Below are 26,358 nucleotides of genomic sequence, written 5' to 3' on the forward strand. Positions count from 1 at the left end.
GGAAGTTACTTTTTCAACTGACCCATAGTTTTATCAGTTGTTTTCACCTTAATTGCAAAAGTAACTTCCGGATGGAAGAAAGTAAATGGTTCTAGAGAGGAGAAGATAAGAGCCACAAGAGGAAACCTGCGTTGGGATCGAATAAAATACTTTATTTTTTCATCGGTTTGGTTTATGATGATTTTGAATACGAAAGTGCTATAGTCCGCATCGTATCTTATTTAGGCAAAGGAGGCGTTTTAAGATGATTGTAAGAAGAATGATTGCAAAGAACAGAACTGCTGGAGGATTTGCCGGATAAGAAGCAAAATTCCTCCAAACCAAAGTTGGAGGTAAAAAATTGAATCAAAGAAATGAAAGTTTAGGGTTTACTGAGAAAGTGCTGGCAGAAGCCAGTCCGTTTGAATCCTATTATGTTGGAAGAATCATCAGTCAGAAACAGAAACTCTATGAAATTGCGCTGCTTGAAGGAACCATTCATGGAGAAGTCACAGGAAAAATGCGTTATGAAGCTATGGATCCAGCTGATTTTCCAGTGGTTGGGGATTTTGTCATGGTGGACCGGAAGGATGAAACCCATGGATACGCGGTGATTCATGAGATTCTTACTAGAAAGAGTCTTTTTGTCAGAAAAGTGGCAGGAAAGCGTAGAGATGCCCAGGCGGTGGCAGCCAATGTGGACACAGTGTTTCTCTGCATGGCACTTAATGAGAACTTTAATCTTAGAAGACTGGAGAGGTATTTTGCGGTGGCGCTGGAGAGCGGTGCAGTCCCTGTGATTGTCCTGACCAAAGGAGATTTAGCGGAAAACCTACCCGAGAAATTATCTGAAGTGGAAAAAATCACGCTGGGATATGAGGTCATTGTCACGTCCTCTCTTACAGGAGAAGGTGTGGAGAAGCTTCGTCCCTATGCCGAAAAAGGCAAGACTGTGGCTTTTCTGGGCTCTTCAGGAGTAGGAAAGTCCAGCCTCATCAACAGCCTGCTCGGAAGCTCAGTCATGGAGACCAAGGCTACGGGGTATGAAGATAAAGGAAGGCATACCACAACGCACCGAGAGCTGCTGCTATTAGAAAACGGAGGGGCACTTATCGATACGCCGGGGATGCGTGAACTTGGCATACTGGAAGCAGACTTTTCAAAATCCTTTGAAGACATCTATGCCTTGGCAGAGTCCTGCAGATTCAGAGACTGCTCCCATGTGAGCGAGCCTCATTGCGCTGTGAAAAAGGCTGTGGAGGAAGGAGCACTTCCTGTGGAAAGATATGAGAATTTCCTGAAACTCAGGGAAGAGGTCCCTAATTATGAAGGACTGAACTCCAGAGAGATCGAAAAGAAAAAACTGGACCGAATGTTTGGTGGCAAGAAAGAGATGAAGAAAACAAAGGACCAGGTGAAAAAGAAAAATAAATATCAGTTCCGTGACTGATCATGGGACTGAAGTGAAGAGCCTTTCTTTCGAGAGGCTCTTTCTTATGTTTCGGAAGATACCCTGCGTGTTCTTTGCTTTTTTGCATTGATTCCTGCAAAAAACGGAAATATTTTCTGTGTAAAGGTTTATTAGTCCTTGTGCTTTTCCTTGTCCTAGGTTATTATTAGTTTTAATTAAAAATGAATCCCCTGTATAATCTTGGAGATATGGTCCATAAGTTTCTACCAGACCACCGCAAACGGTCTGACTACGGGAGTGCATCACTGATTCTTCTATGGAGAATGGACGTATTTCCGTCCATTATTTTTAGAAAATCAGGATGTATTCTAGCCGTGGTGAAACCACGGCTTTTTTAGTTTAGGGAAGTTGATCCTGATCTGCAGCGGGCATGAAAAGAGGAGCATCATCATGGAAGCATTGAAAGAAAAAATAAGGCAGGAAGGAAGAGTTCTGGGAGGATCTGTTTTGAAGGTGGACAGTTTTCTCAATCATCAGCTGGATCCAGAATTCTTAAATGAGATCGGAAAAGCCTTCAAAGAGATGTTTAAAGAGCTGAAGGTGACGAAAATACTGACGGCGGAAGTTTCTGGAATTGCCATCGCGGTGATGGCGGGACTACATTTTCAGGTACCTGTGGTTTTTGCCAAGAAAACCCAGTCGCTCAATCTGGATCCTGAGACCTATGAAGGCGAAGTCTATTCTTACACAAAACAGCAGCACTATAAAATCCGAGTTTCTAAAAGGTATCTCAGTAAAGAAGACCAGGTGCTGATTCTGGATGATTTTTTGGCCAATGGGGAAGCGCTCAAGGGGCTCTATCAGATTGTGGAAGCATCAGGAGCTACGCTTTTAGGTACGGGCGTCGTCATTGAAAAGGGATTCCAGGAAGGGGGCAAAAAGCTCCGGGCCGAAGGAAGAGATATCAGAGCCCTTGCCACCATTTTATCCATGGATCATGGAGACATCACTTTTTTATAGAAAAACCGTTGCCCGTCCCTCTGCTGCACTCATAAAGGAGAGATTTATTTTTGGAAAAGAACTTTTATCCGTGGTTCAAACGTGAAGACATCGATGGTTTCTTTGCCCTGTTTCAGAATAACCTGGCGAACTTTGTGCTCATAGCTGTTTCTATGACCGCCATGGGATTTCCAGCCAGCATCGTCTATGGGAAGGTCATTCCTGGCGTAGCCATGTCGGTGCTTTTTGGTAATCTTTATTATGCGAAGCTCGCTGAAAAGCTTGCTTTGAAAGAAAAGAGAAAAGATGTGACGGCTCTTGCCTATGGGGTATCCACACCTGTCATGTTCATCTATCTTTTTGGTGTTCTTCGTCCTGCTCTAGAGCTTACAGGGGACCCAGAACTTGCCTGGAAAATTGGATTAGGCGCCTGCTTTATTGGTGGTGTCATAGAAGTTCTAGGCAGCTTCATCGGAAAGTTCGTTCATAAGCATCTCCCAAGAGCTGCTATGCTTGGTGCCCTTGCTGGGGTGGCGTTTGCCTTCATCGGTGGAGAGATGTTCTTTATGACTTATGAGCTGCCCATCGCTGGCATGGCGGTTCTTGTGATCATGCTCATAGGATTTATCGCGAAGAAGCCTCTTCCCTTTAAGATCCCTGCGGCACTCTTTGCCATCGTCATCGGTACTTTCCTGGCTTATACCGTGGGTGGACAGGACATGAGTCAAGTACGGGAAGGTCTAGGAAGCTTCGGTTTCTATTTGCCTATGCCAACCCTGGGACTGTTTGAAGGCCTTGTGTTCATGGCTCGAGAAATGGCTGGACTTTTTGCCATACTTCTTCCCATCTCCATCTATAATTTTGTGGAAACCATGAACAATGTGGAAGCCATGGCTTCTGCAGGGGACAGATACGATGTGGCTGAGGCTCAGCTGGCAGACGGACTTGGTACCCTCTTTGGCACTTTCTTTGGAGGCGTTTTCCCCACCACCGTGTATATAGCATCCATCGGTTCCAAATGGATGAATGCAGGAAGAGGATATTCCATTCTCAACGGCTTTGTGTTTTTACTAGCTTCCACCTTTGGTGTGGTGGCTGTGATGGCAAAGATCATTCCCATGGCGGTCATCGCTCCAATCCTTGTATTTGTAGGCATCTCCATGGTAACCCAAGCCTTCGGCACAGTGGAGAAAAAACATTTTCCAGCCGTGGTGATTGCCATGTTCCCTTACTTTGCCAATTATCTCATGACCCGGTTTAATGGAGGAGCAGGCGAAGTTGTAGCAAAGCTTTCCAGCGGCATTGTGCCCCTTGGCCAGGGAGCTATGTTTACTGGTATAGTCTGGGGAGCCATCCTGGTATTTCTCATCGATGGGGAATACAGAAAAGCTTCTGTCACCTCCATTTGTGCAGCTCTTCTTACAGCCACCGGATTCATGCATGCACCGAAGCTTGCCTTGTTCTTTGACGCACGCTTTGTCACTGCATATGTGTTGGTAGCGCTTATTTTTGAAGGATACAGACGCTATGATGCCATGATTGTACATCAGAGTGAGCCAATCCGTAAAAAGGCAGATGAGGTCATGCCGGTGGATGTCCTGGCTGCATCAGAGCAGTAAAAACATAAGAAAATATCAGGGTTTTTGGAAGAGCTTTCTTAATAAAGAGAGCTCTTTCTTCCTATGGTATAATGGATGCATGATTAAAAAAGGAAACAGGTGAAGACATGAGTAAAGCACTGATACTTGCGGAAAAGCCATCCGTAGGAAAAGACATCGCCAAAGCGCTGGGACTAAGCAGTTCAAAAGATGGTTATATTGAAGGGAAAGACTATATTGTCACCTGGGCCATGGGCCATCTGGTGACTTTGGCTGCCCCTGAAGAATACAAGCCAGAATACAAAGAGTGGAAGATGGAGCTTCTGCCTATGATTCCGGAGAGGATGAAGCTGTCTGTCATAGGAAAGACCAGAAAACAGTATAATACGGTGAAGTTTCTTCTGGACAGAAAAGATGTGACCAGCATCATCATCGCTACCGATGCAGGCCGTGAAGGAGAGCTGGTTGCCCGGTGGATTCTCCAAAAGGCAGGGGCAAGAAAACCCATGAAAAGGCTCTGGATTTCCTCTGTAACAGAAAAAGCCATCCGGGATGGATTTAAAAATCTTAAAGATGCGAAGCTCTATGAGACTCTCTTTTACTCAGCAGAAGCAAGAAGCCAGGCTGACTGGATCGTGGGGATCAATGCCACCAGAGCGCTCACCGTGAAGCATAATGCACAGCTTTCTTTAGGCCGTGTACAGACACCGACCTTAGCCATGGTGAAGGCCAGAGAAGAGGAAATCAGGGCTTTTGTTCCAGTCCCTTTCCATACCTTGAAACTCAAAGTACAGGGACTGACCTTCCATCATGAGGGTGGCAGAATTTTCAAAGATGAGGAAGCAAAGAAAAAGTATGATCTTCTTCAGAATAAAAGTCTTCTGATTTCTGAGGTGACCACCAAAGAGAAAAGAAAAGATGCGCCGCTGCTTTATGATCTCACGGAGCTGCAAAGAGATGCCAGCAATTTCTACGGATTCAGTCCCAAGGAAACGCTGAACATCATGCAGATGCTCTATGAGCGGCATAAAGTGCTGACCTATCCTAGAACCGACTCCAGATACCTGACGAAGGATCTTCTGGGCACCCTGAAAGACCGGGTGAAGGCATCAGCCGTGGGAGATCTTAGTAAGATTGGTATGGATATCCTTAGAAAAGGCATCCAAGAAAAGAAGAATTTCATCAATGATGCAAAAGTATCTGACCATCATGCCATCATTCCCACAGAAGAATCTGTGGTGCTTTCAACTCTGACAGACAAAGAACGTAAAATCTATCTGCTGGTGGTGAAAAGATTCTTATCGGTTCTGATGGATTCTTATGTTTATGAGGAGATGCAGATTCTTGGAGAGTGTGCGGGAGAAAAGTTCAAAGCATCCACAAAAAGAACCATCCAGGAAGGATACCGGGCTCTCGTGAAGGACGAGGAAGAGGACCTGGAAGAAAGAAGCATTCCATTCAAAAAAGGAGACAAGGTTGCCATTGAAAGGGTGCTCCTTGAAAAAGGGCTCACACAGCCACCGGCCTATTTCACCGATGCCACACTTTTATCCGCCATGGAGAATCCTGGAAAGTATATGGAGACAAAAGACAAGTCTCTTGAAAATATCCTGAAGGAAACCAGCGGGCTGGGCACTGTGGCCACAAGAGCCGATATCATCGAAAAGCTCTTCTCTTCCTTTGTTCTTGAGAAACGGGGGAAAGAGATCCATATCACAGAAAAAGGAAGACAGCTGTTAAAGCTTGCACCGGAAGACCTGACGTCACCGGAGATGACCGCAAGGTGGGAGAAAAAGCTGGAGATGATCCGGGCTGGAAAGCTCAAAGAAGACGCCTTTATCCATGAAATGGAAGAGTACACAAGAAAAGTCATTGGAGAGATCAAAAGCTCCAAGGAAACCTTCAGACATGAGAATCTTTCGAGCCAAAAGTGCCCGGAGTGCGGCAAGAACCTTTTAGAAGTAAAGGGGAAGAAATCCAATATGCTGGTATGCCAGGACCGGGAGTGCGGCTTCAGAAAGACACTTTCTACCCAAAGTAACGCAAGATGTCCAGAATGCAAGAAGAAGATGGAGCTCCATGGAGAAGGCGATGGGAAGCATTTCCGTTGCGTCTGTGGTTACCGGGAAAAGCTCACGGCTTTCCAGGCAAGAAGAGAAAAAGAAGGCACTGCCATGAAAAAGGGCGATGTGAAAAAATATCTCAATCAGCTCAACAAGAGTAACGATGAGCCAGTGAATTCCGCTTTAAGCGATGCGCTGAAAGATCTGTTCAAATAGTACATAAAAGGAGCTGCTGTTCATTTACTTAGTGAACAGCAGCTCCTTTTTACATCATGGTGCTGTGACGATACTCTGATGGTGTTTTTCCAGTATACTGTCGGAAGACCTTACAGAAATAATGCTGATTCTTATACCCTGCTCTTTCCGAAATCTCAAGAACGGACAGCTCTTTCTGGTTTTTCAGAAGACACATGGAAGACTCCATCCGAATCTTTGTGAGATATTCGGAGAAACTTAGACCAGTCTCTTTTTTCAGCATTCTGCTGAGGGAAGAGGTGCTTATGTGGAGAAGATCCGCCAGGCTCTGCAGGGAAAAATCTGAGTTCCCGTAATTGCGGTAGAGAAGCTGAAGGGCTTTTTTCTCCAGGTTTTCATCTGCACTCAACGTCTCCTCCTTTTTTGCATGGTGTTCCTTTATCAGATCATGAAGGGCAGTCTCCAGTGATTGCAGAAGCTTTTCTCGGTCGATGGGCTTCAGAATATAATCCAGTGCCCGAAGCTTCACGGCCTTCTGGGCATACTGAAACTCGTCATATCCGGAGATGATGATGAACTTCGAATGGATTCCTTGAGTTTGAACATTCTCCATGATCTCGAGGCCTGTCATTCCAGGCATATTGATGTCCATGAGCACCAGATCCGGTTCTTCAAACAGGATCATTTCATGAGCTTCAAATCCATTGGAGGCAAGACCGATGATGTCAAAATCAGCGCTCGTTTTCTCAATGATGGATTTCAGTCCATTTCTAATGATGGCTTCATCGTCGCAGATGAGCAGTTTATACATCGTACATCTCCTCCTTTTTTTCCATGGGCAGTCTTATGGTGACGGCGGTCCCATCTTGAAGACAACTCTCCACATGAAGGCCGTAGGGGGTTCCATAGGTCAACCTTATCCTCTGATGGACATTATGAAGTCCATAGCTCACAGGTGCCCGTTTGCCTTCAAAAGCTTCTTCCAGCTGGTTCACCAGTTCTTCTGTCATGCCTACGCCGTTATCCTGGACCGTTAGAAGCAGATCCTCTCCCTCCAGTTGAGCGAGGATGGAGATCTTTCCTTGGGCCAGTTTTGGTTTTATCCCATGATAGATGGCATTTTCCACCAGGGGCTGCAATAGGATTTTAGGAAGGAAAACGTCATCGAGAGACTCTTCCACCTGGATCTCATAGGTGAGAATCTCTTCGTATCTAGCTTTTTGGATATCCAGGTAGCTTCTGACATGTTTAATTTCCTCTCTAAGCGGAATCATCTCTTTTCCTTTGCTGAGGGACACCCGGAAGAAGCTGGACAGGGATAAAATGAGCTCTGAAAGATCCGATGCGCCATATTCGAGTGCCTTCCACTGTAAGGTGTCTAAGGTGTTGTAGATGAAGTGAGGATTGATCTGAGCCTGGAGAATCTCAAGCTCTCTTTTACGCTTCTCTTTCTGGGTTTCCACCACTTCATTCATAAGTCTTCTAAGATCCTTCAACATGCTGTTGAAATGATGAGATAGTTCAGCAATCTCATCATTGCCTTGGACAGAAAGCCGAGTGTTGAAATTGCCTTCCTGGACATGATCCATGGCCACAGACAGATTCGTGATTCTTCTTGTGATCTGGCTGCTGATGAAAAAGGCACCTAAGATGCCAGCGCCAAACATGGTGACAAATACTTTGGAGAGGGAAAGACTCAGCGCCGAAGCTTCTTGGTAGAGCTTCTCATTTTCTACCAGAGTGCACAGATACCAGCCTGGGCTGGAAGGAATTTCAGCATAGAAGACATGATGATTTTCATCGATGGCCTTCTGAATTACAGGGAAAGGAGAATCGGAAGGAATGGATTCTCTGATCTTTAAAAGAATCTCCTTTGGATAGCTTTCAGCCCCCATGGTGTACATCATACCCCGGCGGTCCATGATCATGGTCTTTCCTTCGTAGATAGAAAGATTTCCTGTGATTTCTGTGAGTTTTTTAAGTGAAATAGAGGCCGCTACAAAGCCCTTTTTGCTGCCGTCTTCATCTGAAATGCCGTAGCAGAGTACTGTGATGGGGGTCCCATCTGTCTTGGAGGATACCGGTGCACTAAAAAGATACGGTTTGTCCGTGATAAGCATTTCTTTGAAGTAGCTGCGGTCTCTGACATCGATGGTCTGGTTTTCTGTAATGTATTCCAGTCCGCTGAAGTCATTGATGCCGAAGGTTCCATACTCATTTCCGTAGTAGGCATCCATATCACTGCTGAGTTTTGTAACATACTCCTTTAAAGCAGTCTCCTCCATGGCAGTGACGGTGGGGGTCCTGCTGATGGTATGAAGCTCCCGGATCCTTTGACTGAGCCATCCGGAGACCTCGCTGGCCTTGGAGGCCATGAGCTGGAGACTTAATTCATCGGTGGTTTTCCGGCTGCTCTCATAGCTTCTATAAGAGGTGAAAACCGCAGAAAGGACAAAGGTGCCTGTGAGAATAAGGGTAAAGAGCAGGGTGAATTTCCATTTGAGCTTCATTTTTCTCTCCATTTGCATAAAAGTATAAATTCCTGACGGGGAAGTGCAAAGACTGCACGAAAGAATTGTACTACACTGTTAAGGAAATAACAAATATTGATATTTGGAGGGTATTATGAAAAAAATTATGGCGATGCTCTTACTGCTTTCGTTGTCACTGACTTCTGCAGCCTGTGGGAATGGGTCAAAGAGCAGTATTCCAGATGGTACTTTCGAAGGAACAGGCAATGGAAGAGGGGGAGAAATCAAAGTCTCTCTTACCATGAAAGATCAGAAGGTTTCAGATATAGAGGTCCTGGAAAATCAGGAATCTGAAGGGCTTTCTGAAGCCATGAACATACTGAAAGAGGAAATCATAGCAACAAACAATCTGGATGTGGATATTGTCTCTGGAGCAACACTAACTTCTGTGGGTTTCCGACTGGCAGTTCAGGATGCCTTCAGTAAAACTGGAGCGGAGAAGTCTCTTCTGGTGAAGAAGGAAAAGCCAGCCCCAGAAAAAAGAGAAGAAAAGTATGATGCGGATGTCATCGTCATTGGTGCAGGGGGCGCAGGACTTACTGCTGCCATCACTGCGGCGGAGAATGGTATGAATGTCATCGTTCTGGAAAAAATGCCCATGGCGGGAGGCAATACCCTCATCTCCGGAGGAGAGTATGCAGCGCCAGAGAACTGGGTACAGGAAAAGGAAGCTTTAGAAGACAGTGCGGATCTTTTCTATGGGGATATCATGAAGGGCGGAGATGAGGAAAGCGATCCTGCTCTTGCCCGAATCCTTGCAGATAAAGCTTTGGATGGAGCCAAGTGGCTTCGGGATGAAGTGGGTATGATCTTTGAAGACTATATGCTGTTCTTCGGTGGCCATTCTGTGGAAAGAAGCTTGGTGCCAAAGAATGCCACAGGGTATGAGATGATTCACAAGCTTACAGAAAAGCTGAAAGAGACTGGATCCCCTCTGCATCTTGAAACAAAGGCTACAGAGCTCATCATGGATGAGAATGGCCGTGTGACAGGAGTGAAAGCGGAGTATCATGGACAGGTCATTGAATACACAGCAAAGAAAGGTGTCATCATGGCATCTGGCGGCTTTGGATACAACAAAGAAATGCGTGCCAAGTACAATGAAGAGATGGGAGAAGGATACCTCTCCACAAATTCTGTGGGCAGCATGGGAGATGGCCTGGTCATGGCAGAAAAGATAGGAGCATCCCTGGTGGATATGAGCTTCATCCAGGCCTATCCAACCTGCGATACACAGTCTGGTGCTCTACTATACGTGGGTGATGTGAGAATGGAAGGCCGTTCTATTCTGGTAAACAAGGAAGGAAAGCGTTTTGTGGAGGAGCTGGAAAGAAGAGATGTAATCTCTAAAGCAGTGCTTCAGCAGACCGGCGGTGTTTCCTACATGTTCTGGGATGCTTCTGCCATGGAGGACTCCGGAATGGATGTGAAGCATGCGGCGGAGTACAATGGTCTCATCGCAAGAAAACAGCTGGTGAAAGCAGATACCTTAGAAGAAGCGGCGGCTTTCTTCGAGATTGATGCAGAAGAGCTGAAGAAGACTGTGGAGAACTACAACCAGTATGCAAAGGATGGAAAGGACCTGGAGTTCAACAAAAGAGGGAAACTGGTGCCTTTCGGAGAAGGTCCTTACTACATCATGGTGTCCAAGCCAGCCATCCACCATACCATGGGCGGAATCAAGATCAATACAGAAGCTCAGGTGGTAAGCACGGAAGGGAAAGTGATTGAAGGTCTTTTTGCAGCGGGTGAAGTTGTGGGAGACATTCATGGCACCAACAGACTGGGCAGCAATGCCATTGCAGATATCACCGTATTTGGCAGAATTGCCGGTGAGTCTGTCTCAAAATAAATAAAGCCCCTATCCCTCAAGAAGCAGTGCTTCCTGAGATTTAAAAAGCAGCACGTCCATTATGTTTGGCGTACTGCTTCTTTTTTAAAGAAATCCTCAGGATTCTATTAAGGCGGGGTGGGTATTTTTAACATGAAGACATCTGGGGCCCTGATATCCCTCTGAAAGATCTAGAAATGAGAGGTGGGAAAGGTTCAGGCAATCCAGTGTCACTTCAATGCGCTGGGGCGGATCTACTTCGTCCAGCCAGAGACTGAAGATTTCCAAGTTCTCTGCTGATGTCAGATGCTTTTTGATGTAGCCAAGAAGTGTTTCGGCCCTTTCTTTACTGTAGCGCCACTGTAGCTCCACCACATAGGAGTTCTCAGTAAGTCTGGCAGAGACTTCTGGAAAGCTTATCTCCTCAGGATGCAGTTCCAGGTCTTCCAGATGTTCTTCTGTATCACAAAGAAGAAAGATTTTTTCCTCCGGGTCCATATCCGGGTTTTCCAGCATGAAGGCTGGAATGTCCATGTTTCTTTCCAAAGCCTCCCGGATGGAGAGGCGTTCCAGGAAAGGGTTTTCAAGTTTTTCAAAGGGGTGGTCACTGGCTAAAAACTGGTAACTGCTCATTGTTTATCTCCTACTTATTCTCATAGTCTATCAGTTCGGGATTTTTGATGAAGTTTCCTTTCTCATCCTTCAAAAATGGAAGTACAGCGGTCACAGAGGAGAGGTTCAATGGGCCATAGATGTGGGGATAGGCTCTGCCTAGTTTTTCAGGGTCTTCCCAGCGGACCTCTGCGTCAATCTTCTCCTCCTCCAACAGAAGGAGAAGAAGTTCTTCTTTGATCTCTTTAAAGTTTGGGGCCACCCGGTGGAAGTACTCTATGGGGGAGCAGTGGATGAACCCTTCTGCAGACAAGCTTTCCGAAGAATAGTAAGCGCTGTTTTTCACTCTTTCCCAGGTCTCTTTTTTCAGGCAATGAAGAATCATAAAGAATTTTCCCCCTTCTTTGCTTCCTTCTTCAGGAAGCTTACTGCATATTCCGCATAGAGGGCGCTGCCATGGAGAAGAACGTCTTCGTCCAGATCGAAATGGTCATTATGATGGGCGAAATCTGTTCCTTTTTCATGGTTTCCGGAGCCAATGAAGACAAAACAGCCGGGTTTATGATCCAGATAGAAGGCGAAGTCTTCCCCACCAGTGGTTTTTTCCTGAAGAACAATATTCTCTTCTCCCAGAATCCTTGAAGCGGCTTCATAAGCCAGGGCGGAGGAGGCTTCATCATTCACCACAGGTGGAAGATTATAGGTATATATCATTTCGGCAGTGGCGCCATAGAGCGCTGCGGTGCTTTCCATGACACGTCTCATGCTGGACTCAATGGTCTTTCCGATGTCTTTACTGAAATAACGTATGGTTCCTTCAAGTACAGCTTCGCCAGAGATGATGTTAAAGGCTGTGCCACTGTGGATGGAGCCTACAGAAACCACCAGGGGTTCCATGGGACTGTATTCACGGCTCACGATGGTCTGGAAATTCATCACCATGGCAGAAGCCACCACCACTGCATCTACAGTCTGGTGGGGCATGGAACCATGACCAGAAAGCCCTTTGATTCTAATTAGGAAGCGGTCTGTGGCCGCCATGCGCTGCCCGGGCTCCAGGGAGATCTTTCCTGTGGGGAGGTAGGACCAAAGATGTGCGCCAAAGATGTTGTCTGTTTCCTCATACCAGGTGCCTGTGTTTATGAGGATTTTTGCGCCATGGCCCGTTTCTTCGGCAGGCTGGAACACAAGGTGCACCGTTCCAGGGAGCTCTTCCATCTGATCTTTTAGAATCCTGGCAGCTCCGAGAAGAATAGCCGTATGACCATCATGTCCGCAGGCATGCATTTTTCCATCCACCTGTGATTTATAGGAAACCTCATTTTTTTCCAGGATGTTCAAGGCATCCATATCACTTCGCAAGGCCACTGTTTTTCCGGGTTTCTTTCCTTTGATGGTTGCCACAAGTCCAGTAGGTTCTCCCTTGATATAAGGGATGCCCATGGCATCCAGTTCGCTCATCAGATAAGCAGTGGTTAGAACTTCCTCCAGGGATGTTTCCGGATGGGCATGCAGGTGGCGCCTGGCGCTGATGACATAGTCCCGGTGTTTTTCAATGGATGGGGATAGCTTTCTCATATATTCCTCCTTGGCGTCTGTTTTCTGATAATTCTATCTGAAAGAAGCGGCCTCTGTCAATGAATTGAGGTTCAGATTCTAGTGCGGTGCGTACACATTTGTGAACAAGGAAAGGAAAGGTTGAAATTATGGTGAACAATAAGATAGGAAGGTTGAAATATATACCCCCCAGTGGTATATTGGTCATAATAGAATCGAATCATATGGAGGTAATAAAATGAGCATGACTTTTGAGAAGAGAACAGATAAGACATTTGAATATGCCCATGAGGAGCTGAAGAAGAATCTCATGGAGCGGGGCTTTGGTGTCCTGTGGGAGATGAACTTCAAAGATAAGCTGACAGAAAAAGGATTGGAGTTTCATAAGAATTTCCAGGTGATGGAAGTATGTAACCCTCCCAAAGCTAAAATTGTGCTGGATGCCCATCTGGAAGCAGGCTATATGCTCCCCTGCAAGATGGTGGTATTTGAGAAGGAAGATGGGGTGCACATCGGTATGATGAAACCTACAAAACTTGCAGACATCATGGAGGGTATTGATCTTGGCAATGTGGCTCTGGAAGTGGAGAATATCCTGAAAGATGCCATCGAGAAAACTGTGTAAAAAGAAAGAAGAAGCCGTTTCCTTTCCAGTTGCTGGAGGAAGCGGCTTCTTCTATGATACCAGTTGAGAATCGGGAGTCTCTTTCATGGTTTCTTTAAGCAGTTCTTTTTGCTGGGGAGATTTTTTCCCCTTCTGATCCATGATGTACAAATCCGAGATGGTATGGATGGGACAGATGGTACACCAAGTTCTGGGTTTGTAGGTGTAGGACAGAATCAGTCCGATGACGGTTGTAGTGGTCATCATGGAAAAGATTCTGAAGGAAAAATGGGTAAACCAAACGGGAAATCCACTCAGTGTGAAGAGCTGAGGCAGAGATACCGGGATGGGAATGATCAGAAGGAATCTTGGAATCAGCATGGGAGACATATGCCCTCTGGCCACCTGAATGGTGGACAGGGCAGCGATGCTGAGGCTCACAAAGAAATAAGCAAGGACATAATACTTCAGCTTCCCTTTGATAAAGGAAAGGGGAATGTTCTTGCCCTTCTTTGCCCGCTTTTTTCCAAGGGTCATATAGAGACTGGCTCTGGGGCAGTAGCTCTGGCACCAGGTTTTCTTCTTGTCCTTTAGAAGCAGATAGACGGGGAGAGCCATGCAAATAAGGCCCAGCACCGCCAGATGAATATTCATGAAGGACAGTGCAAAAAAACTTAGGGTTCCAAGATAAAGATATTTGTGATTCTTCAAGATGAGTTCCTCTTTCTTTTCTTCTTTTGTGTATTTTTCTGCTAAAATGCGGATCCTAGGAGGGTACCCACCACGGATCCATAAAGTATGGAACGGATGGGATTTGAGGAGATGGGACAGGTTCCGTCACATCCGATGAAGTAGTAGTAAAGATAGCCTGCAAGGCCTCCTAGAACAATACCTAAGGCAATTTTCATGGCTCTTTTTTTCCTCCGATCCTTTGGGGTCATCTGTTTCTTTTCCATAAGGTTCTCCTTTTTTAGAAAGAAGAAAAGGATGGCGGTACTGTCATCCTTTCATTCTCTATAGGGGAATGTGGGTTACAACAATCAAACTAAGATACTTTCTCCATGGTGTTCAGGAATTCCTGAATAGGCTGGTTTCCGAGAAGATCATACTGGTCATTGATGACGATCTTCGGTACACCGGACACATTGTGCTTCATGGACAGTTCACCAAAGGTTTCTGCTTCGATCATTTCTGCCTGAATCATGGGATTCATAAGAGCCATCTTATGAGCCTTCTGCACTGCACCTGGGCAATGTGGGCAGGAGAGGGTGATGAAGACTTTGATGTTGATGGGCTTGTCAATCTTCATGATTCTCTCTTCCAGTTCTTTTGGTAGCTCACTTTCATTTCCAGAGACTTCCAGGAGTGCTGGAATAAAGGAGTTGATTTCGTGTCCTGCTGGGATTCCGTTGAACTTGATGCCTCTGTAGTTCTTGTTGCTGTCTAATAGGACGATGGATGGGACCATTTCTACACCATATTTCTCTGCAAGTTCTGTGTCTTTGTCCAGATCGTATCGCTCCAGATGGATTTTATCGCTGAGCTCTTCCACTTCCTGCATATAGGATAGGGTCTCTTCACAGGTGGCGCATTCTCCTTCTTTGGTGAAGAGAGCGATGGTCACATCTCCTTTAAGGTCTCCAAAAATTTCTCTCAGCTGGTCCTGGATTTCTTCATTGAACATTTTCATTAGTATTTTCCTCCATTATATCTTACTTATTTGGTTGCTTTCGTATTTTCATCCGTGGCTGTTCAGGTATTCATTGACACCAAGAGCGGCTTTGGCCCCATCACTGGCGGCAATGACAATCTGTTTGTAGGGGACGGTGGTGACATCTCCTGCAGCAAAGACTCCGGGAAGACTGGTTCTGTTTTTCTCATCCACCAGGATTTCACCTCGGTCGTTTAGTTCCAGGAGACTTTTAAAGATGCCTGTATTGGGCAGATGACCGATTTCAATGAAAAGGCCGTCTGCGTAAAGCTCTTCTTTTTTACCGGTATCCTTATGAAGGACTTGGATGCCCTTCATGGCTGTTTCCCCAAAAATCTCTTCAATCTGGGTCTCCAGATGTACTTTGATTTTCGGATCTTCCTTCAGTTTCTCTATTAAGATCGCATCGGCTCTCAACTGACTTCTGTGTACTAAGGTCACGGATGTGGCAACCTTTGCCAGATCCAGCGCCGCTTCAACAGCAGAGTTTCCGCCGCCTGCGATGAAGACCTCTTTGTTTTTGAAAAGGGGTGCGTCACAGATGGCGCAGTAGGCAACGCCTTTCCCTGCGAAGGTGTCTTCTCCGGGAACACCCAGATGCCTTGGATTGGATCCTGTGGCAACGAGGATGGTTTTTGCTTTAAACATCTCTCCGGAGTATAACGTCAGGAGATGTTCTTCTCCGTCTTTTGTATATCCCACCACTTCGCTGTCATCTTTGATGGGCACTTCCAGAGCCTCCACATGGCGAAGGAACTCATCGGCAATGGATTCCCCGCTCATTTCTTTGATGCCCAGGTAGTTATCTACCACTGAGGTATCTAGAAGGAGCCCTCCTTTCCGCTTGGTGATGATACCGACCTCCAGGCCTTTTCTCTTGGCGTAGAGAGCTGCGTTGAGACCCGCAGGACCTCCGCCGATGACGAGAAGGTCATAGAGGATATCTGGATTCAGTTTTTTGGTGTCTTTTGAGACGGTGCCTTTTTTCAGGTCAATCTGAAAAGAAAATGACATGTGCTTGCCTCCTAGTGGTTACTTCCTGTCGCCATAAGGGGACAGAACTTGAATGATAATGGTATAAAATAGGCATGATATCATGCCTGTCTTTACTTTTCGCATGCAGCGCTTAGAATTTTACAGATACTGGATTCTGAAAGACCCCCAAACAGTGCGCCCAGTTCCTTCAGGGACAGGGTGGAGTTTTTACGGAATCTTAATATGAGATCATTTCGGATCTCTTTTTCTTTCAGAAGTTCTTCCAGGGATAGTCCTCTTTCCAAAGAGACTTCCTTGAGCTTCTCTTCTGCTTCCTCCAGGGTTTCCATACAGTTTCTGCAAGGAGCCCCCTCTTTTTGATCCGCTCGTTTTTCTATGGGAGAGATCCAGTCGAGTTTTAAGGGTGCTTCTTTGTCATAGGTGCAGTAGCTGTTCCATAGGGATCCTGTGATGCCATTTTTGTGGAGACGTTTCACCACATCCTCCGCATCTTCCGGATCTTTTAGCAGCTCACTTTTATAACGGTCTTTGAAAAGCGGTTCCTTCTGGTCTTTATACATGGCATAGCCGATGTTGATGCTTTTCATCACTTTGGACATATCCGCACCATTCAGATCCATGACAAGGTGGTACTGGTTGTCTGACAAGAGACAGTAGGCATAAAGCTTGAACTGGAACTGCGTCTGAGCTTTCTTCAGAATCTCCAGAAATTCTGTCCTGTCTTCCTCTTTTTCAAAAAGCAGTTTTTGACCACCGCCGGACTGGGTGATGTGGAATGTGCCGTAAGGGTCCTTGATTCGTGCTTTTCTCGCCACTTCATTCACCTGCCTTCTGGTACTATCCTATCACAGTAAAAAATAAAATTCAAGTACCGTCCCCTTATTTTTTTGCTTTTTTATGATATTGGGCATAGATAGAAGTGTAGTAGTGGATTTATTAGGTGAGGAGGAATGCATATGAGACATCCGAAAGTATATCTTTCACCCAGCAAGCAGCCCCATAACATTTACGCCACGGGAAACACCAACGAGGAAAAGGAAATGGTGGAGGTGTCGAAATTATTGAAGAGAGTCTTAGAAGAGGAGTATGGCATTGAGACGGTGCTTTCAGATCTTTCGCTGGACATTGGCAGAAATGGAAGACCCAAGGAGGCTAGAGACAAGGGCTGCAGTATTTATCTGGCCATCCATTCCAATGCGGGGGGATCTGGGAAAGCAAAAGGGGCCGTCGCGCTTTTTCATCCAGCTTCAAAAGACTCTAAAGCACTGGGGAGAATATTGGTGGAGGAGCTCAATGGCATCTGCCCCTATGGAAGCAACCGGTCTGAGCCTCTTGTGGATGGTATGAGAGCTTTTCAGGGGAAAGGGTTTGGTGAAATTAGAACCCCCTATGAGTATGGGATCACGCCGGTACTCATGGAGACGAACTTTCATGATCATATGGACATTGCCAAGTGGATGACTGGAAACAAAGAAGTCATAGCGAGAAGCTACGGAAGAGCTTTGGCGAAATTTCTTCAGGTGGGGAAAAAGACGAGTCATGATCCTATCAAAGATCCTGTAAGCAAAGCTGCAGATGAGAGCGCACTCTACAGAGTTCAGGTGGGGGCTTTCCGAAAGATTGAGAATGCGGAGGAGCTAAAGGCAAGGCTTTGGAGTTTAGGTTTTGAAGGATTCATCAGCAACAGATAAGAATTTCTGTGCGATTTCAAGACAATAGCGAGGACTTTCTAAAGAAACACCAAAAAGGCTTAACTTTTCATGAAAGTACTTCGATAATTGGATAGGGTGTACTAAGAGCAGAAGTGTGATGCTTTTTCAAAGGTGATAAGAACCCTAAAAATAGCATAAAGTAAATATAATGAATAGAAATCGGAGAGAATAATGGAAGATATAACAAATATTGAGCGGCTGAAAGCAAGACAAAAGAGAGTAAAGCTCCTGGTATTCATGGGAGTGTCACTGATACTTACCATGTTCCTTTTCAGCATGATGATGATCACCATTCATAAAATTCAGGGAACAGGCAGAGTCATCAATTATACCGGACTGGTTCGAGGGGCAAGCCAGAGACTTATCAAGAAAGAGTTCACAGGCATTCGGGGTGATGCCGATATCGCTCGTCTGGATGAGATTATGGGGGGGCTGACCCATGGAGAAAGCACTTATAATATTACGCCCATCACGAATGAATATTATCGGAAAAAACTGGAAGTCTTAGTAACAGGATGGGAGGCATTGAAAAGAAACATCCTCATATACCGGGAGAATCCGATGACGGAGCCTCTTCTATATGAAAAAAGCGAGCTGTTCTTCACCCATGCGGATCAAGCTGTTGATGCAGCCGAAAGCTATTCAGAAAACCTTGCCTCCAGACTTTTGACCTACGAAATTCTTCTAATCCTCATGCTCAGCATAATATTAGCAGTCCTTTGTCTGCAGATCATTGGAGAAATCAAACTGAATAAGAAGCTCAATATCATTGCGTATATAGACCTGAATACCGGGCTGCCAAACAGGAGAAGCTGCGAACATGAGCTTTCCAAAGGGGAGATCCTTGGTGAAAAAGAAGCGGTCTGCTGTTTTATGTTTGATCTCAACAATCTTAAAGAAGTGAATGACACGTTAGGACACAGTTATGGAGATCTTCTCATTTCAAGCTTTGCAACCATCCTTCGGCGTGCTGCGCCAAAGGGGATGTTTGTGGGAAGAATTGCTGGTGATGAGTTTATGGGGATTCTACGCAATACAACGGAGGAAGAAATCAATGCTTTCGCAGAGGCTTTAAAAGCCGAACAGATTGCACTGAAGAATAATCCAACAAATTATGCCATTAGTGTCAGTTATGCCATGGGGTATGCTTATTCCAAGGAATATCAGAACAGCAGTCTAAGAAAACTGCTGGATGTTGCGGATATGGAAATGTACAAGGACAAAAAACGCTGTAAAGAGACAAAAAAAGCTTAGATTCAGTAGAATAACTAAAAAAACGCATAAAAAAAACTCTTCTGGTGTAGGGAAGAGTTTTTTTTCATGTATGCGTTAGGGAGATACATATGAAAATAGGTTTGTTGGCGACCTATTTGTTAATACTTTAACATTATTTTATACAAATGTAAAGAGCTAACCAAGAAAAAAACCTGAAATACTGAGGGTTATTCTGTATCATTGTATTCCATTGAGATCAGAACATAAAATACACTGGATGAAAACGTTATTTTATTAACAAAATATTTTTCGATCTCGGAACAGAACTCGAACTTCACAAAACAGTAATATTTTTTGAGTATGATGTAAAGAAACAGTTCCAGATTGTACTTGAATCAATAAAGGAGAGTTATCAGATGGCTCATATAGATCAAAAAATGAATAGACTGGCTTTGGAGAAATCGCCCTATCTCAGACATCATGCGATGAATCCCGTGGACTGGTATCCCTGGGGAGAAGAAGCTTTTGAGAAAGCAAGGAAAGAAGACAAACCGATTTTTCTTTCCATAGGATATGCTTCCTGTCACTGGTGTCATGTGATGGAAAGGGAGTCCTTTGAAGATCTGGAAGTGGCTGAGGTGCTGAACCGCTATTTTGTCTCTGTGAAGGTAGATAAGGAAGAACGGCCGGATGTGGATCACGTCCATATGAGTTTCTGCCAGGCCATGACGGGGGATGGGGGCTGGCCCATGACACTTATTCTGACACCGGAGAGAAAGCCCTTCTTTGCAGCCACCTATCTGCCGAAAGAAACCAAAGGTCAGCATATGGGTCTTCTGGAAGTCCTTGCGAGGATTTCAGCCCTGTGGCTGCAAGAAAAAGAAAGAGTGCTTTCTTCCGCAGACTTTGCTGTGGAAGCAGTGCTTTCAGTGCAGAAAGAGAGGAAAGAAGGAGATCTGGATGATGAAATCCAGAAGAAGGCCTTTGCCTCTCTGGTTTCTATTTATGATGAGCATCAGGGTGGATTTTTTCAAGCTCCAAAGTTCCCGCTGACCCATCACCTTTATTATCTGCTGTGGTTCTACAAAACAACAGGTGAGGAGAAGGCTCTGGAGATGCTGGAAAGAAGTCTCATCAGTATGTATAAGGGCGGACTTTTTGATCATGTGGGCGGCGGGTTTTACCGGTATGCAGTGGATGCAAGATGGCTCATCCCGCATTTTGAAAAGATGCTCTATGACAATGCTCTTCTTTCGAGGGTATATCTTTCTGCTTATGTGATTACAGGAAGAGAGCTGTATAAGAAGGTTTCTGTTAGAACACTGGATTTTCTTCTGGAGCATATGAAAGATAGAGAAGGAGGCTTTTACTCCTCCATGGATGCGGACAGTGAAGGAGAAGAAGGCAAGTTCTATCTGTTTGAAAAGGAGGAACTGCTGTCTCTCCTTGGAGAAGAAAAAGGAAAGGAGTTTGCAAGGTTCTATGGTGTGGAGGAGAAAGGCATGTTCGAAGGAAAGAATATCTTAAACCTCTATGAGAAACCACTGGGTGATCTTCTGGAGGAGGAGCCAGAGACCATCATGGAGTCCAGAAAGAAGGTCTTGATGTACAGAGAAAAACGGGTGCATCCTGCAATGGATGATAAGATCCTCTCGTCCTGGAATGGAATGGTACTGGAGACATTGTCTATGGCAGGAAGGCTTTTGGAGGAGAAGCGCTATACAAATGCTGCTAGAGATCTTTTTGGTTTCATCGAAGAGAAAATGACCGATGAGAAAGGAATCCTTCACGGTGTATATCGGGAAGGCTTAGGGGAGACAGAAGCATTTCTTGATGGCTATGTCCACGTTCTTCATGGTCTTCTGGCGCTTTATGAGAATACTCTGGAGAACCGGTATCTTTCCGTGGGAAAAGATCTGGGAGATCAGATTATTGATAGGTTTTTCAATGGAAAGGTGTTTCAGCTGAGCGGTAAATATCATGAAACCCTGAGTATCCCAGCAGAAGAGATTTTTGACTCCGCTACACCGTCAGGAAATTCGGAGGCAGTCCGTACCATGGCAAGGCTATACAGCTTCACTGGAGAAGAGCGTTATCTTCAAGTGATGGAGAAAATATTTATGGAGCTTTCTGGTGAAATCACAGAAAACCCCAAAGGGTTTTCAGGAATACTTCCCTCCTATGATGTATGGATACATGGACCCAGGGAGATTGTCCTCTCCGGGAAGAGAGAGGACCCGGTTTTTCAGGAGATGCTGAGAATCCTTCAGAAGAGAGAGCTCACTGGCATCACGTTGGCGGTTCATGATCCTCGGGAGAAAGAGGAATCAGAAAAGATCTTCTCCTTTATTCGAGAAACAGAAAATGGAACTGCATCCGTGTTCTTTTGCAAGGATCACAGCTGCAGTCTTCCCGTGGAGACGGTGGAGGAGCTTCTAGAATCGCTCATGAAGTTCTAATCCTCTTTTCCTATAGCAGAATCAATACCAAGGCGATATAGAAGGCTCTGTTTTCTCCCGCTACAAATGGGAAAACAGAGCCTTTCATTTTATTATTCAGCGGTTTTCTTTCATGGGGATTGGAACCAGTATAGGTTCACGAAGTGTTTTTAAGGGACCATCTGCCACGTCAAAATACAGAGCATCCCCAATCACGTCCTGGAAAGAGTAGCTGTATGTCTTGATGTTCAGATCCTCCGTATAACTGGTATAGAGTGCTTGCTTAATACTGTCTTTTTCATCCCTTGCTGATCTGAATGGCAGGGAGTGATAGTTTTCAGAGGTATGGAAAGAAATGGTGGTTGTCCTGTCTTCTATGGTAATGTCTTTCAGTAAAATTCCATATGAGTTTTCTTCCAATGTCTTCTCTTCCAGATTCACTTTCAGTGGTGCCCTGTCTTTTGGCACCATGGTATAGGAATGGATCTTTAAAAGTCTCTCTTCTGGCACTTTAAAGTAATTGTCCTGAATCCGCATGGTGATGGTTGTTTTTCCATCTGGACTGTCCTCATGCTGTGTCAGATAGCCTGTGGTATTAAGTGGAGTCAGTACACCATCATTGTAGAAATCCATCGACATTGAGATATCCATGGTGTTGCTGTTTTTGATGCTGTAAGTGAAAAGAGACATGGTGGGGTATTGGGTAAGCTCTTCCAGAAGGATCTCCTGATCTTCAATCCATACAGATTGATTCAGTTCATAAATCTTGGGATCCTTAGGAGGTTCCAGAGACAGATCGTAAGAAAAATGATACTCAGCCAGTGTTTTGCTGCTGCTGCCCTCATGAGAGGATTTTGTCAGAGTCACTTCCACTGTCAGGTTTCTTGGCATGGCCACTTCTGCAAAATCAATATTCAGCTGACTCAGATGACTGCTTTCCTCAGATTCCCCAAGATATCCAAGGGACCTGGAATATGAGAGGTATCCTTTGTCAATGACGTTTCCAGTGTCCCGATCGGTGATTTTTTCTCTGGTAATCATCACATCTTCATGGTCATTCTTTAAAAAATCTGATGGCACGTCAAAGAATAGAATGAGATTTCTCTCGTCCGAAATGACATAGGGAAGGGATAAAGTCAGGTCCTCGTCGGTGTCTTTCAGGTTCACATACTGGATGTGATCATTTTCCACTGCGCTTTTCAGCGAAGCGTTGTACATGACATATTCGGTGAGTTTATTGAGGATTGGAATATCTTTTAGAGACCTGGCAAAAGCGATGTTGTTATTGACCAAAATAACAAACAGCATGGCTGCAGTGAAGCTGGGCAATGTGGTGAAAAGAATTCGCTTTTGTCTTCTCTCTTTTTTTAGTCTTTTATCCAAACGGTTTGTGCTTTGATAGAGTGCATCCGGATACTCTTTGGATGAGGCTATGGCTTTTTCCAGCTGTTCTTTATTTTTTCTCATAGGATAAATCTCCTTTCTCATCGGAAAGTTCAATTCTAAGAAGTTCCAGAGCTTTTCGTGTGTGAGAGGACACGGTGCCTTCTGGGAGGCTCAGGATCTCACCGGTTTCTTTGATGGTAAAACCTGCAAAATAACGAAGAATGATGACTTGCTGCTGCACTTCCTGAAGGGAAGAGATGGCAGCCTTTGTAGGCAGTGAGATGACATTGTCTTCCATACCCCGTTCCGGAAGGGTATCGGTATAGTAGACCTTCTTGTCTTTTTTTAAGATCCTCAGACATTCATGGATGAGAATCCGGGTAAGGTAAGTTTTTGTGAAGTCCGGTTCAATGATGGATTCTCTGTTTTTATACCCTAGATAGATGGCTTCATCCACTGCATCCAAGGCCATGGACTCACTGCCAAGGTATCCGTAGGCCATACGATAGAGGACTTCCCGGTATTCTTCTGTGAGTTTTACATAGGTATCCGGATCCAGTTTCTTTTTTGTAAATATACCCATACTTCGCCTCCTTTACCCATTAGAGTGTTTAGCACTGGTTTTCCATGAGAAAAAATAAAAAATAGTGATCTTCAAACTATTTCAATCTAATTTTACTATACCGAAGATCAAGAAAAATCACAAAACGTGTTATAAAATAACAAAAGATGCTGCCAAAAGGAAAGCAGCATCATAATTTCATTGTAGTCTAGGGCTCCAGGGGCATATAGACCGTGATTTTATTCTGAATGAGGTAGACATTGATGGCCCCATAATCCTCATCCCGGTAGGCCTGTTTATTGTCCTCCAGTATCTTCCGAAGGCTGTTTCCAGGGAAAAGTCTTCTCTTTCCCTGGTAAAGAGCTTTCATTTCTTTTTCCAAGGTTGTTACTCGGTAATTATTTCTATCTACAATCTGATAGGCATTTTCTTTGATCTTCATGACCAGTGCCTGCATTTCAGAAAAGTTCTCAGGCTCATCCATTGTCAGTTCTTCTGTAAGATCTTTTCCGTTATGGTCAACAATGATATAGTCCTTATCAAAGTTAAAGGTGGCATTCTCCTTGTTGAAAATGGCAAAAAGCTTTGCTCTCAACTCTTCCGGAGGCTCTGAATTATACGTAAAGCTGCTTTCATAAACAGGAAGAGAATGGCTTCCTTCCAGCACAATATTTCTTGTGTAGGGGGTATCTTCTTTCTTGCATCCTGAGATCAGAAGCATAAGAAAAAGCAGTAAGGTCAGTATCTGTATTCTCTTCATAATAAGGCCTCCTTTACAGTGATTCCATGGTATCTCCATTATAAAGCATTTATGAGAAACCAGTACACAAAATAAAGTACGAAGAGGATGGCTGCAATCCCTATGAGTTTATCTGTCCTTCTTTTTCTTTTTTGAGCAGCATAGGAGAAGTCTTCATGGTCTCTTTTGGATTCATCAGGAAGATCCATCCGATTTTTTTCTCTTCGGCTGAAGTCTTGAATTTCTGCTTGAGCTTTCGCTCTGTCGTTGAGGTTCCGGTTGAAGTCATGATTAAAGCTCATTTAGGGATTCTCCTTTCTCATTTCAGGAAGCGATGGTTTCTCGGGTAGATCCACATAGAAAACAAGTGGTTTTTCAAGATAGGTTTCGTACCCTTGCAGCCCCAATTGTTTGATGGTGATTTGGCCGGAGAGTTTTTTATCTGCGATAAGCCCCTCGATGAAAAATAAATCAGCGTTGCCACTATAAGACGTACGGTCAAACCTATGCAGATCACCTGATTCATCGATATATTCGTTCCAGAACACGCCGAAGGAAACTCCATTGGGTTTGATCTTTGGTGTGAACTTGAAGAGAAGCTCTGTGCGGTTTTCTCTTCGGTTGACCCGTAACAGTTCGACTTCTTTCACTTCATTTACGAGGGTCTGGTTTTCCAAATCTATGGTGATGTTCTCGGACGCTCTTGGCATGAGGTTTGCACCAAGAACAGTAATTTTGAGCCTTTTTGTTCCTTCTTTGTCCACATTGCCATAGCCGGTAGTAAATTGCCCGGTCTTCTCGTTATAAAAACCAGTCATCAAAGATTCTGAAAGAAGAACCCCAGTATCTGCATCTTCAACTTTGCCTAAGAGCTGCTTGATTCTATATTGAGACAGGTCCTTCTGTTTCCAGAGAAGGGACTGGCCCAAGAGGCTGTTTTCAATGGACTCCAGTTCCATAGGGACATCAAAAAGGGAGAAAGACTCTTTCACAGGCAGTTTATTTACACTTCTGGTCTTTGTCAGCGGGATTTCAAAGTGAAACTCACCCAGATCAAGGACCTCTGTAATTTCCATTTTCTGATCAAATGTCCTTCTCTGTACTTCAATGTGAATCCTCATACCAAGATTTTCGGGTAACGTTTCTTCAGAATTTGGAGGAAGAGCACCATTCAGCCATAGATATCTGTTGTCTTCCTCAAAACTGCCCGCAAACTGATAACTGGAAGGATGGAAAAACTCACTGATGTTTTCGTTGGTATCAGCGTCATAAGCCTGCAGTACTTTTAGTTCAATCAGGTCTTGATCATTGAGAGTGATTCCTTCCGGAAACTGAAAATATAGAATGAGGCGTTTCGTGTCGGAAAGAACATACTGAAGATGCACCTCGGATTTTTCATTGGAGAGAATCATACCAATTTCCTGCACAGCATCCTTACTTTCATCTTCAAATCTGAATACTTCCAGAAGCTCTGATAATAAAGGGACGGACTTCAGGTTTTGAGCAAAAGAAAGTGTGCTGTTGGCACTGTAGCAGAGAAAGAGCAGTATCCCTATGAAGGATAAGGAGAAACTCTTTGCTCTTTTGATTCTAAGATAAGTCTTGTATCTTTCTAGTGTTTTTTCTTCAATCTGGCTTAGAGATAGTGGAATTTCAATGCTGTGCTCTGCGGAACTTTTCAGCATATGCTCAACAGTTCTCATGAAGTTTTCCTCCTTCCTCTTTTGTGAGATCTTCTTTAAGGAGTGATAGTGCTTTTTTGGTCCTGGTAGCCACGGTGCCTTGGGGGATGGATAAGAGTTCAGCTGTATCTTTCACGGTTAAGTCTCCGTAGTAGCGTAGAAGAATGATTTCTTTCAGCTCCTCTGGTAAAGCTTCCACACTCATCTGCAGTGCTATGTCTGACTCTTGATAGGGAGATGCAGTATCAGGAATCCCTTCGCTGACCACAAGTCTCTTCCGATCTCTCAGAATTCTTTTGCATTCATTGATGAGGATTCTTATGAGCCAAGTTTTCATATACTCTTCTTTTTTCAGCTTTCTAAGATGTATAAGCCCAAGGAAAATGGCTTCATCCAAAGCGTCCAGAGCATCATCCTCATGTCTGAGATATGCAAAGGCGATTCTGTACAGTTGAGTTTTTTCACTGGTTACCAATGCGAGGAAGAGGTCTTTTTTTCTGTTCTTATTCTGGAAAATCCCCAAATGATCATCCCCCT

Annotated in this window: 25 protein-coding genes and 1 riboswitch; of the genes, 9 read left to right on the top strand and 16 right to left on the bottom strand. The window is 44.6% G+C overall.

Annotation, left to right across the window (positions count from 1 at the left end; genetic code table 11):
- Positions 1-340 precede the first annotated feature (340 nt).
- From rsgA to DEF30_RS07450, 4 genes are all read left to right on the top strand, one after another.
- Positions 341-1,429, top strand: a complete 1,089-nt coding sequence (rsgA, locus tag DEF30_RS07435; RefSeq protein WP_294097771.1) for a ribosome small subunit-dependent GTPase A — start codon at positions 341-343, stop codon at positions 1,427-1,429.
- Between the two features lie 171 nt (positions 1,430-1,600).
- Positions 1,601-1,702: riboswitch (purine riboswitch) on the top strand.
- Positions 1,703-1,840: 138 nt separating this feature from the next.
- Positions 1,841-2,410 (top strand): xanthine phosphoribosyltransferase, encoded by a 570-nt coding sequence (locus DEF30_RS07440; protein WP_294097773.1) that lies wholly within the window; start codon positions 1,841-1,843, stop codon positions 2,408-2,410.
- Positions 2,411-2,460: 50 nt separating this feature from the next.
- The gene (locus DEF30_RS07445) at positions 2,461-4,008 is read left to right on the top strand and encodes an NCS2 family permease (protein ID WP_294097775.1); all 1,548 of its coding nucleotides are present in this window, start codon (positions 2,461-2,463) and stop codon (positions 4,006-4,008) included.
- A gap of 107 nt (positions 4,009-4,115) precedes the next feature.
- Entirely contained in the window at positions 4,116-6,266 is a 2,151-nt protein-coding gene (locus DEF30_RS07450) for a DNA topoisomerase III (RefSeq protein WP_294097777.1), read from the top strand.
- A gap of 49 nt (positions 6,267-6,315) precedes the next feature.
- Here the strand turns inward: DEF30_RS07450 and DEF30_RS07455 are convergent, their stop codons facing one another.
- Together DEF30_RS07455 and DEF30_RS07460 are read right to left on the bottom strand one after the other, a co-directional pair.
- Positions 6,316-7,056 (bottom strand): response regulator, encoded by a 741-nt coding sequence (locus DEF30_RS07455; protein ID WP_294097779.1) that lies wholly within the window; start codon positions 7,054-7,056, stop codon positions 6,316-6,318.
- Positions 7,049-8,755 (bottom strand): sensor histidine kinase, encoded by a 1,707-nt coding sequence (locus tag DEF30_RS07460; protein WP_294097782.1) that lies wholly within the window; start codon positions 8,753-8,755, stop codon positions 7,049-7,051. The genes DEF30_RS07455 and DEF30_RS07460 overlap by 8 nt, the downstream gene beginning before the upstream one ends.
- Positions 8,756-8,870: 115 nt before the next feature.
- Here DEF30_RS07460 and DEF30_RS07465 point away from each other — a divergent pair, with 115 nt between their 5' ends.
- Positions 8,871-10,628, top strand: coding sequence for a flavocytochrome c (locus DEF30_RS07465; protein ID WP_294097784.1), 1,758 nt, complete (start codon positions 8,871-8,873; stop codon positions 10,626-10,628).
- A gap of 96 nt (positions 10,629-10,724) precedes the next feature.
- Here the strand turns inward: DEF30_RS07465 and DEF30_RS07470 are convergent, their stop codons facing one another.
- Genes DEF30_RS07470 through DEF30_RS07480 form a run of 3 tightly spaced genes read right to left on the bottom strand, consistent with a single transcriptional unit; the run spans position 10,725 to position 12,797 of the window.
- Positions 10,725-11,240 carry a hypothetical protein gene (locus tag DEF30_RS07470; protein WP_294097786.1) on the bottom strand — a complete coding sequence of 172 codons (516 nt, stop codon included), beginning with the start codon at positions 11,238-11,240 and terminating at the stop codon, positions 10,725-10,727.
- 10 nt (positions 11,241-11,250) lie between these two features.
- Positions 11,251-11,604 (bottom strand): DUF952 domain-containing protein, encoded by a 354-nt coding sequence (locus DEF30_RS07475; protein ID WP_294097788.1) that lies wholly within the window; start codon positions 11,602-11,604, stop codon positions 11,251-11,253.
- The gene (locus DEF30_RS07480) at positions 11,601-12,797 is read right to left on the bottom strand and encodes an amidohydrolase (protein ID WP_294097790.1); all 1,197 of its coding nucleotides are present in this window, start codon (positions 12,795-12,797) and stop codon (positions 11,601-11,603) included. The genes DEF30_RS07475 and DEF30_RS07480 overlap by 4 nt, the downstream gene beginning before the upstream one ends.
- A gap of 217 nt (positions 12,798-13,014) precedes the next feature.
- Here DEF30_RS07480 and DEF30_RS07485 point away from each other — a divergent pair, with 217 nt between their 5' ends.
- Complete coding sequence (locus DEF30_RS07485) at positions 13,015-13,401, top strand: DUF302 domain-containing protein (RefSeq protein WP_294097792.1); 387 nt, start codon at positions 13,015-13,017, stop codon at positions 13,399-13,401.
- Positions 13,402-13,452: 51 nt separating this feature from the next.
- Here the strand turns inward: DEF30_RS07485 and DEF30_RS07490 are convergent, their stop codons facing one another.
- The 5 genes from DEF30_RS07490 to DEF30_RS07510 form a co-directional block, all read right to left on the bottom strand.
- On the bottom strand, positions 13,453-14,091 hold the full coding sequence (locus DEF30_RS07490; protein ID WP_294097794.1) for a 4Fe-4S binding protein: 639 nt from the start codon (positions 14,089-14,091) through the stop codon (positions 13,453-13,455).
- A gap of 41 nt (positions 14,092-14,132) precedes the next feature.
- Positions 14,133-14,336, bottom strand: coding sequence for a DUF6132 family protein (locus DEF30_RS07495; RefSeq protein ID WP_294097796.1), 204 nt, complete (start codon positions 14,334-14,336; stop codon positions 14,133-14,135).
- An 89-nt stretch (positions 14,337-14,425) separates the two neighbouring features.
- Complete coding sequence (locus DEF30_RS07500; RefSeq protein ID WP_294097798.1) at positions 14,426-15,070, bottom strand: thioredoxin family protein; 645 nt, start codon at positions 15,068-15,070, stop codon at positions 14,426-14,428.
- Between the two features lie 48 nt (positions 15,071-15,118).
- Complete coding sequence (locus DEF30_RS07505) at positions 15,119-16,105, bottom strand: FAD-dependent oxidoreductase (RefSeq protein ID WP_294097800.1); 987 nt, start codon at positions 16,103-16,105, stop codon at positions 15,119-15,121.
- A gap of 92 nt (positions 16,106-16,197) precedes the next feature.
- Positions 16,198-16,902, bottom strand: coding sequence for a transposase (locus DEF30_RS07510; RefSeq protein WP_294097802.1), 705 nt, complete (start codon positions 16,900-16,902; stop codon positions 16,198-16,200).
- A 141-nt stretch (positions 16,903-17,043) separates the two neighbouring features.
- Here DEF30_RS07510 and DEF30_RS07515 point away from each other — a divergent pair, with 141 nt between their 5' ends.
- The 3 genes from DEF30_RS07515 to DEF30_RS07525 all read left to right on the top strand — a co-directional run bounded on the left by DEF30_RS07515 (position 17,044) and on the right by DEF30_RS07525 (position 21,473).
- Complete coding sequence (locus tag DEF30_RS07515; protein ID WP_294097804.1) at positions 17,044-17,778, top strand: N-acetylmuramoyl-L-alanine amidase; 735 nt, start codon at positions 17,044-17,046, stop codon at positions 17,776-17,778.
- Positions 17,779-17,970: 192 nt separating this feature from the next.
- Complete coding sequence (locus DEF30_RS07520; protein WP_294097806.1) at positions 17,971-19,053, top strand: GGDEF domain-containing protein; 1,083 nt, start codon at positions 17,971-17,973, stop codon at positions 19,051-19,053.
- A 377-nt stretch (positions 19,054-19,430) separates the two neighbouring features.
- Positions 19,431-21,473 carry a thioredoxin domain-containing protein gene (locus DEF30_RS07525; RefSeq protein WP_294097808.1) on the top strand — a complete coding sequence of 681 codons (2,043 nt, stop codon included), beginning with the start codon at positions 19,431-19,433 and terminating at the stop codon, positions 21,471-21,473.
- 96 nt (positions 21,474-21,569) lie between these two features.
- On the opposite strand, the gene DEF30_RS07530 is transcribed toward DEF30_RS07525, so the two are convergent.
- The 6 genes from DEF30_RS07530 to DEF30_RS07555 form a co-directional block, all read right to left on the bottom strand.
- Entirely contained in the window at positions 21,570-22,919 is a 1,350-nt protein-coding gene (locus DEF30_RS07530; RefSeq protein WP_294097812.1) for a DUF4179 domain-containing protein, read from the bottom strand.
- Entirely contained in the window at positions 22,906-23,421 is a 516-nt protein-coding gene (locus tag DEF30_RS07535; RefSeq protein ID WP_294097814.1) for an RNA polymerase sigma factor, read from the bottom strand. Before DEF30_RS07535 ends, DEF30_RS07530 begins: the two co-directional genes overlap by 14 nt.
- Positions 23,422-23,608: 187 nt before the next feature.
- A complete protein-coding gene (locus DEF30_RS07540; RefSeq protein WP_294097818.1) occupies positions 23,609-24,160 on the bottom strand; it encodes a hypothetical protein in 552 nt (183 codons plus the stop codon).
- Positions 24,161-24,198: 38 nt separating this feature from the next.
- Positions 24,199-24,441, bottom strand: coding sequence for a hypothetical protein (locus DEF30_RS07545; RefSeq protein WP_294097819.1), 243 nt, complete (start codon positions 24,439-24,441; stop codon positions 24,199-24,201).
- Positions 24,442-25,842, bottom strand: a complete 1,401-nt coding sequence (locus DEF30_RS07550) for a hypothetical protein (protein WP_294097821.1) — start codon at positions 25,840-25,842, stop codon at positions 24,442-24,444.
- The gene (locus DEF30_RS07555; protein ID WP_294097823.1) at positions 25,829-26,344 is read right to left on the bottom strand and encodes a sigma-70 family RNA polymerase sigma factor; all 516 of its coding nucleotides are present in this window, start codon (positions 26,342-26,344) and stop codon (positions 25,829-25,831) included. Before DEF30_RS07555 ends, DEF30_RS07550 begins: the two co-directional genes overlap by 14 nt.
- Between the last annotated feature and the right edge of the window lie 14 nt (positions 26,345-26,358).

The sequence above is a fragment of the Proteiniclasticum sp. genome, from assembly GCF_003514505.1.
Taxonomy (GTDB): Bacteria; Bacillota; Clostridia; order Clostridiales; family Clostridiaceae; genus Proteiniclasticum.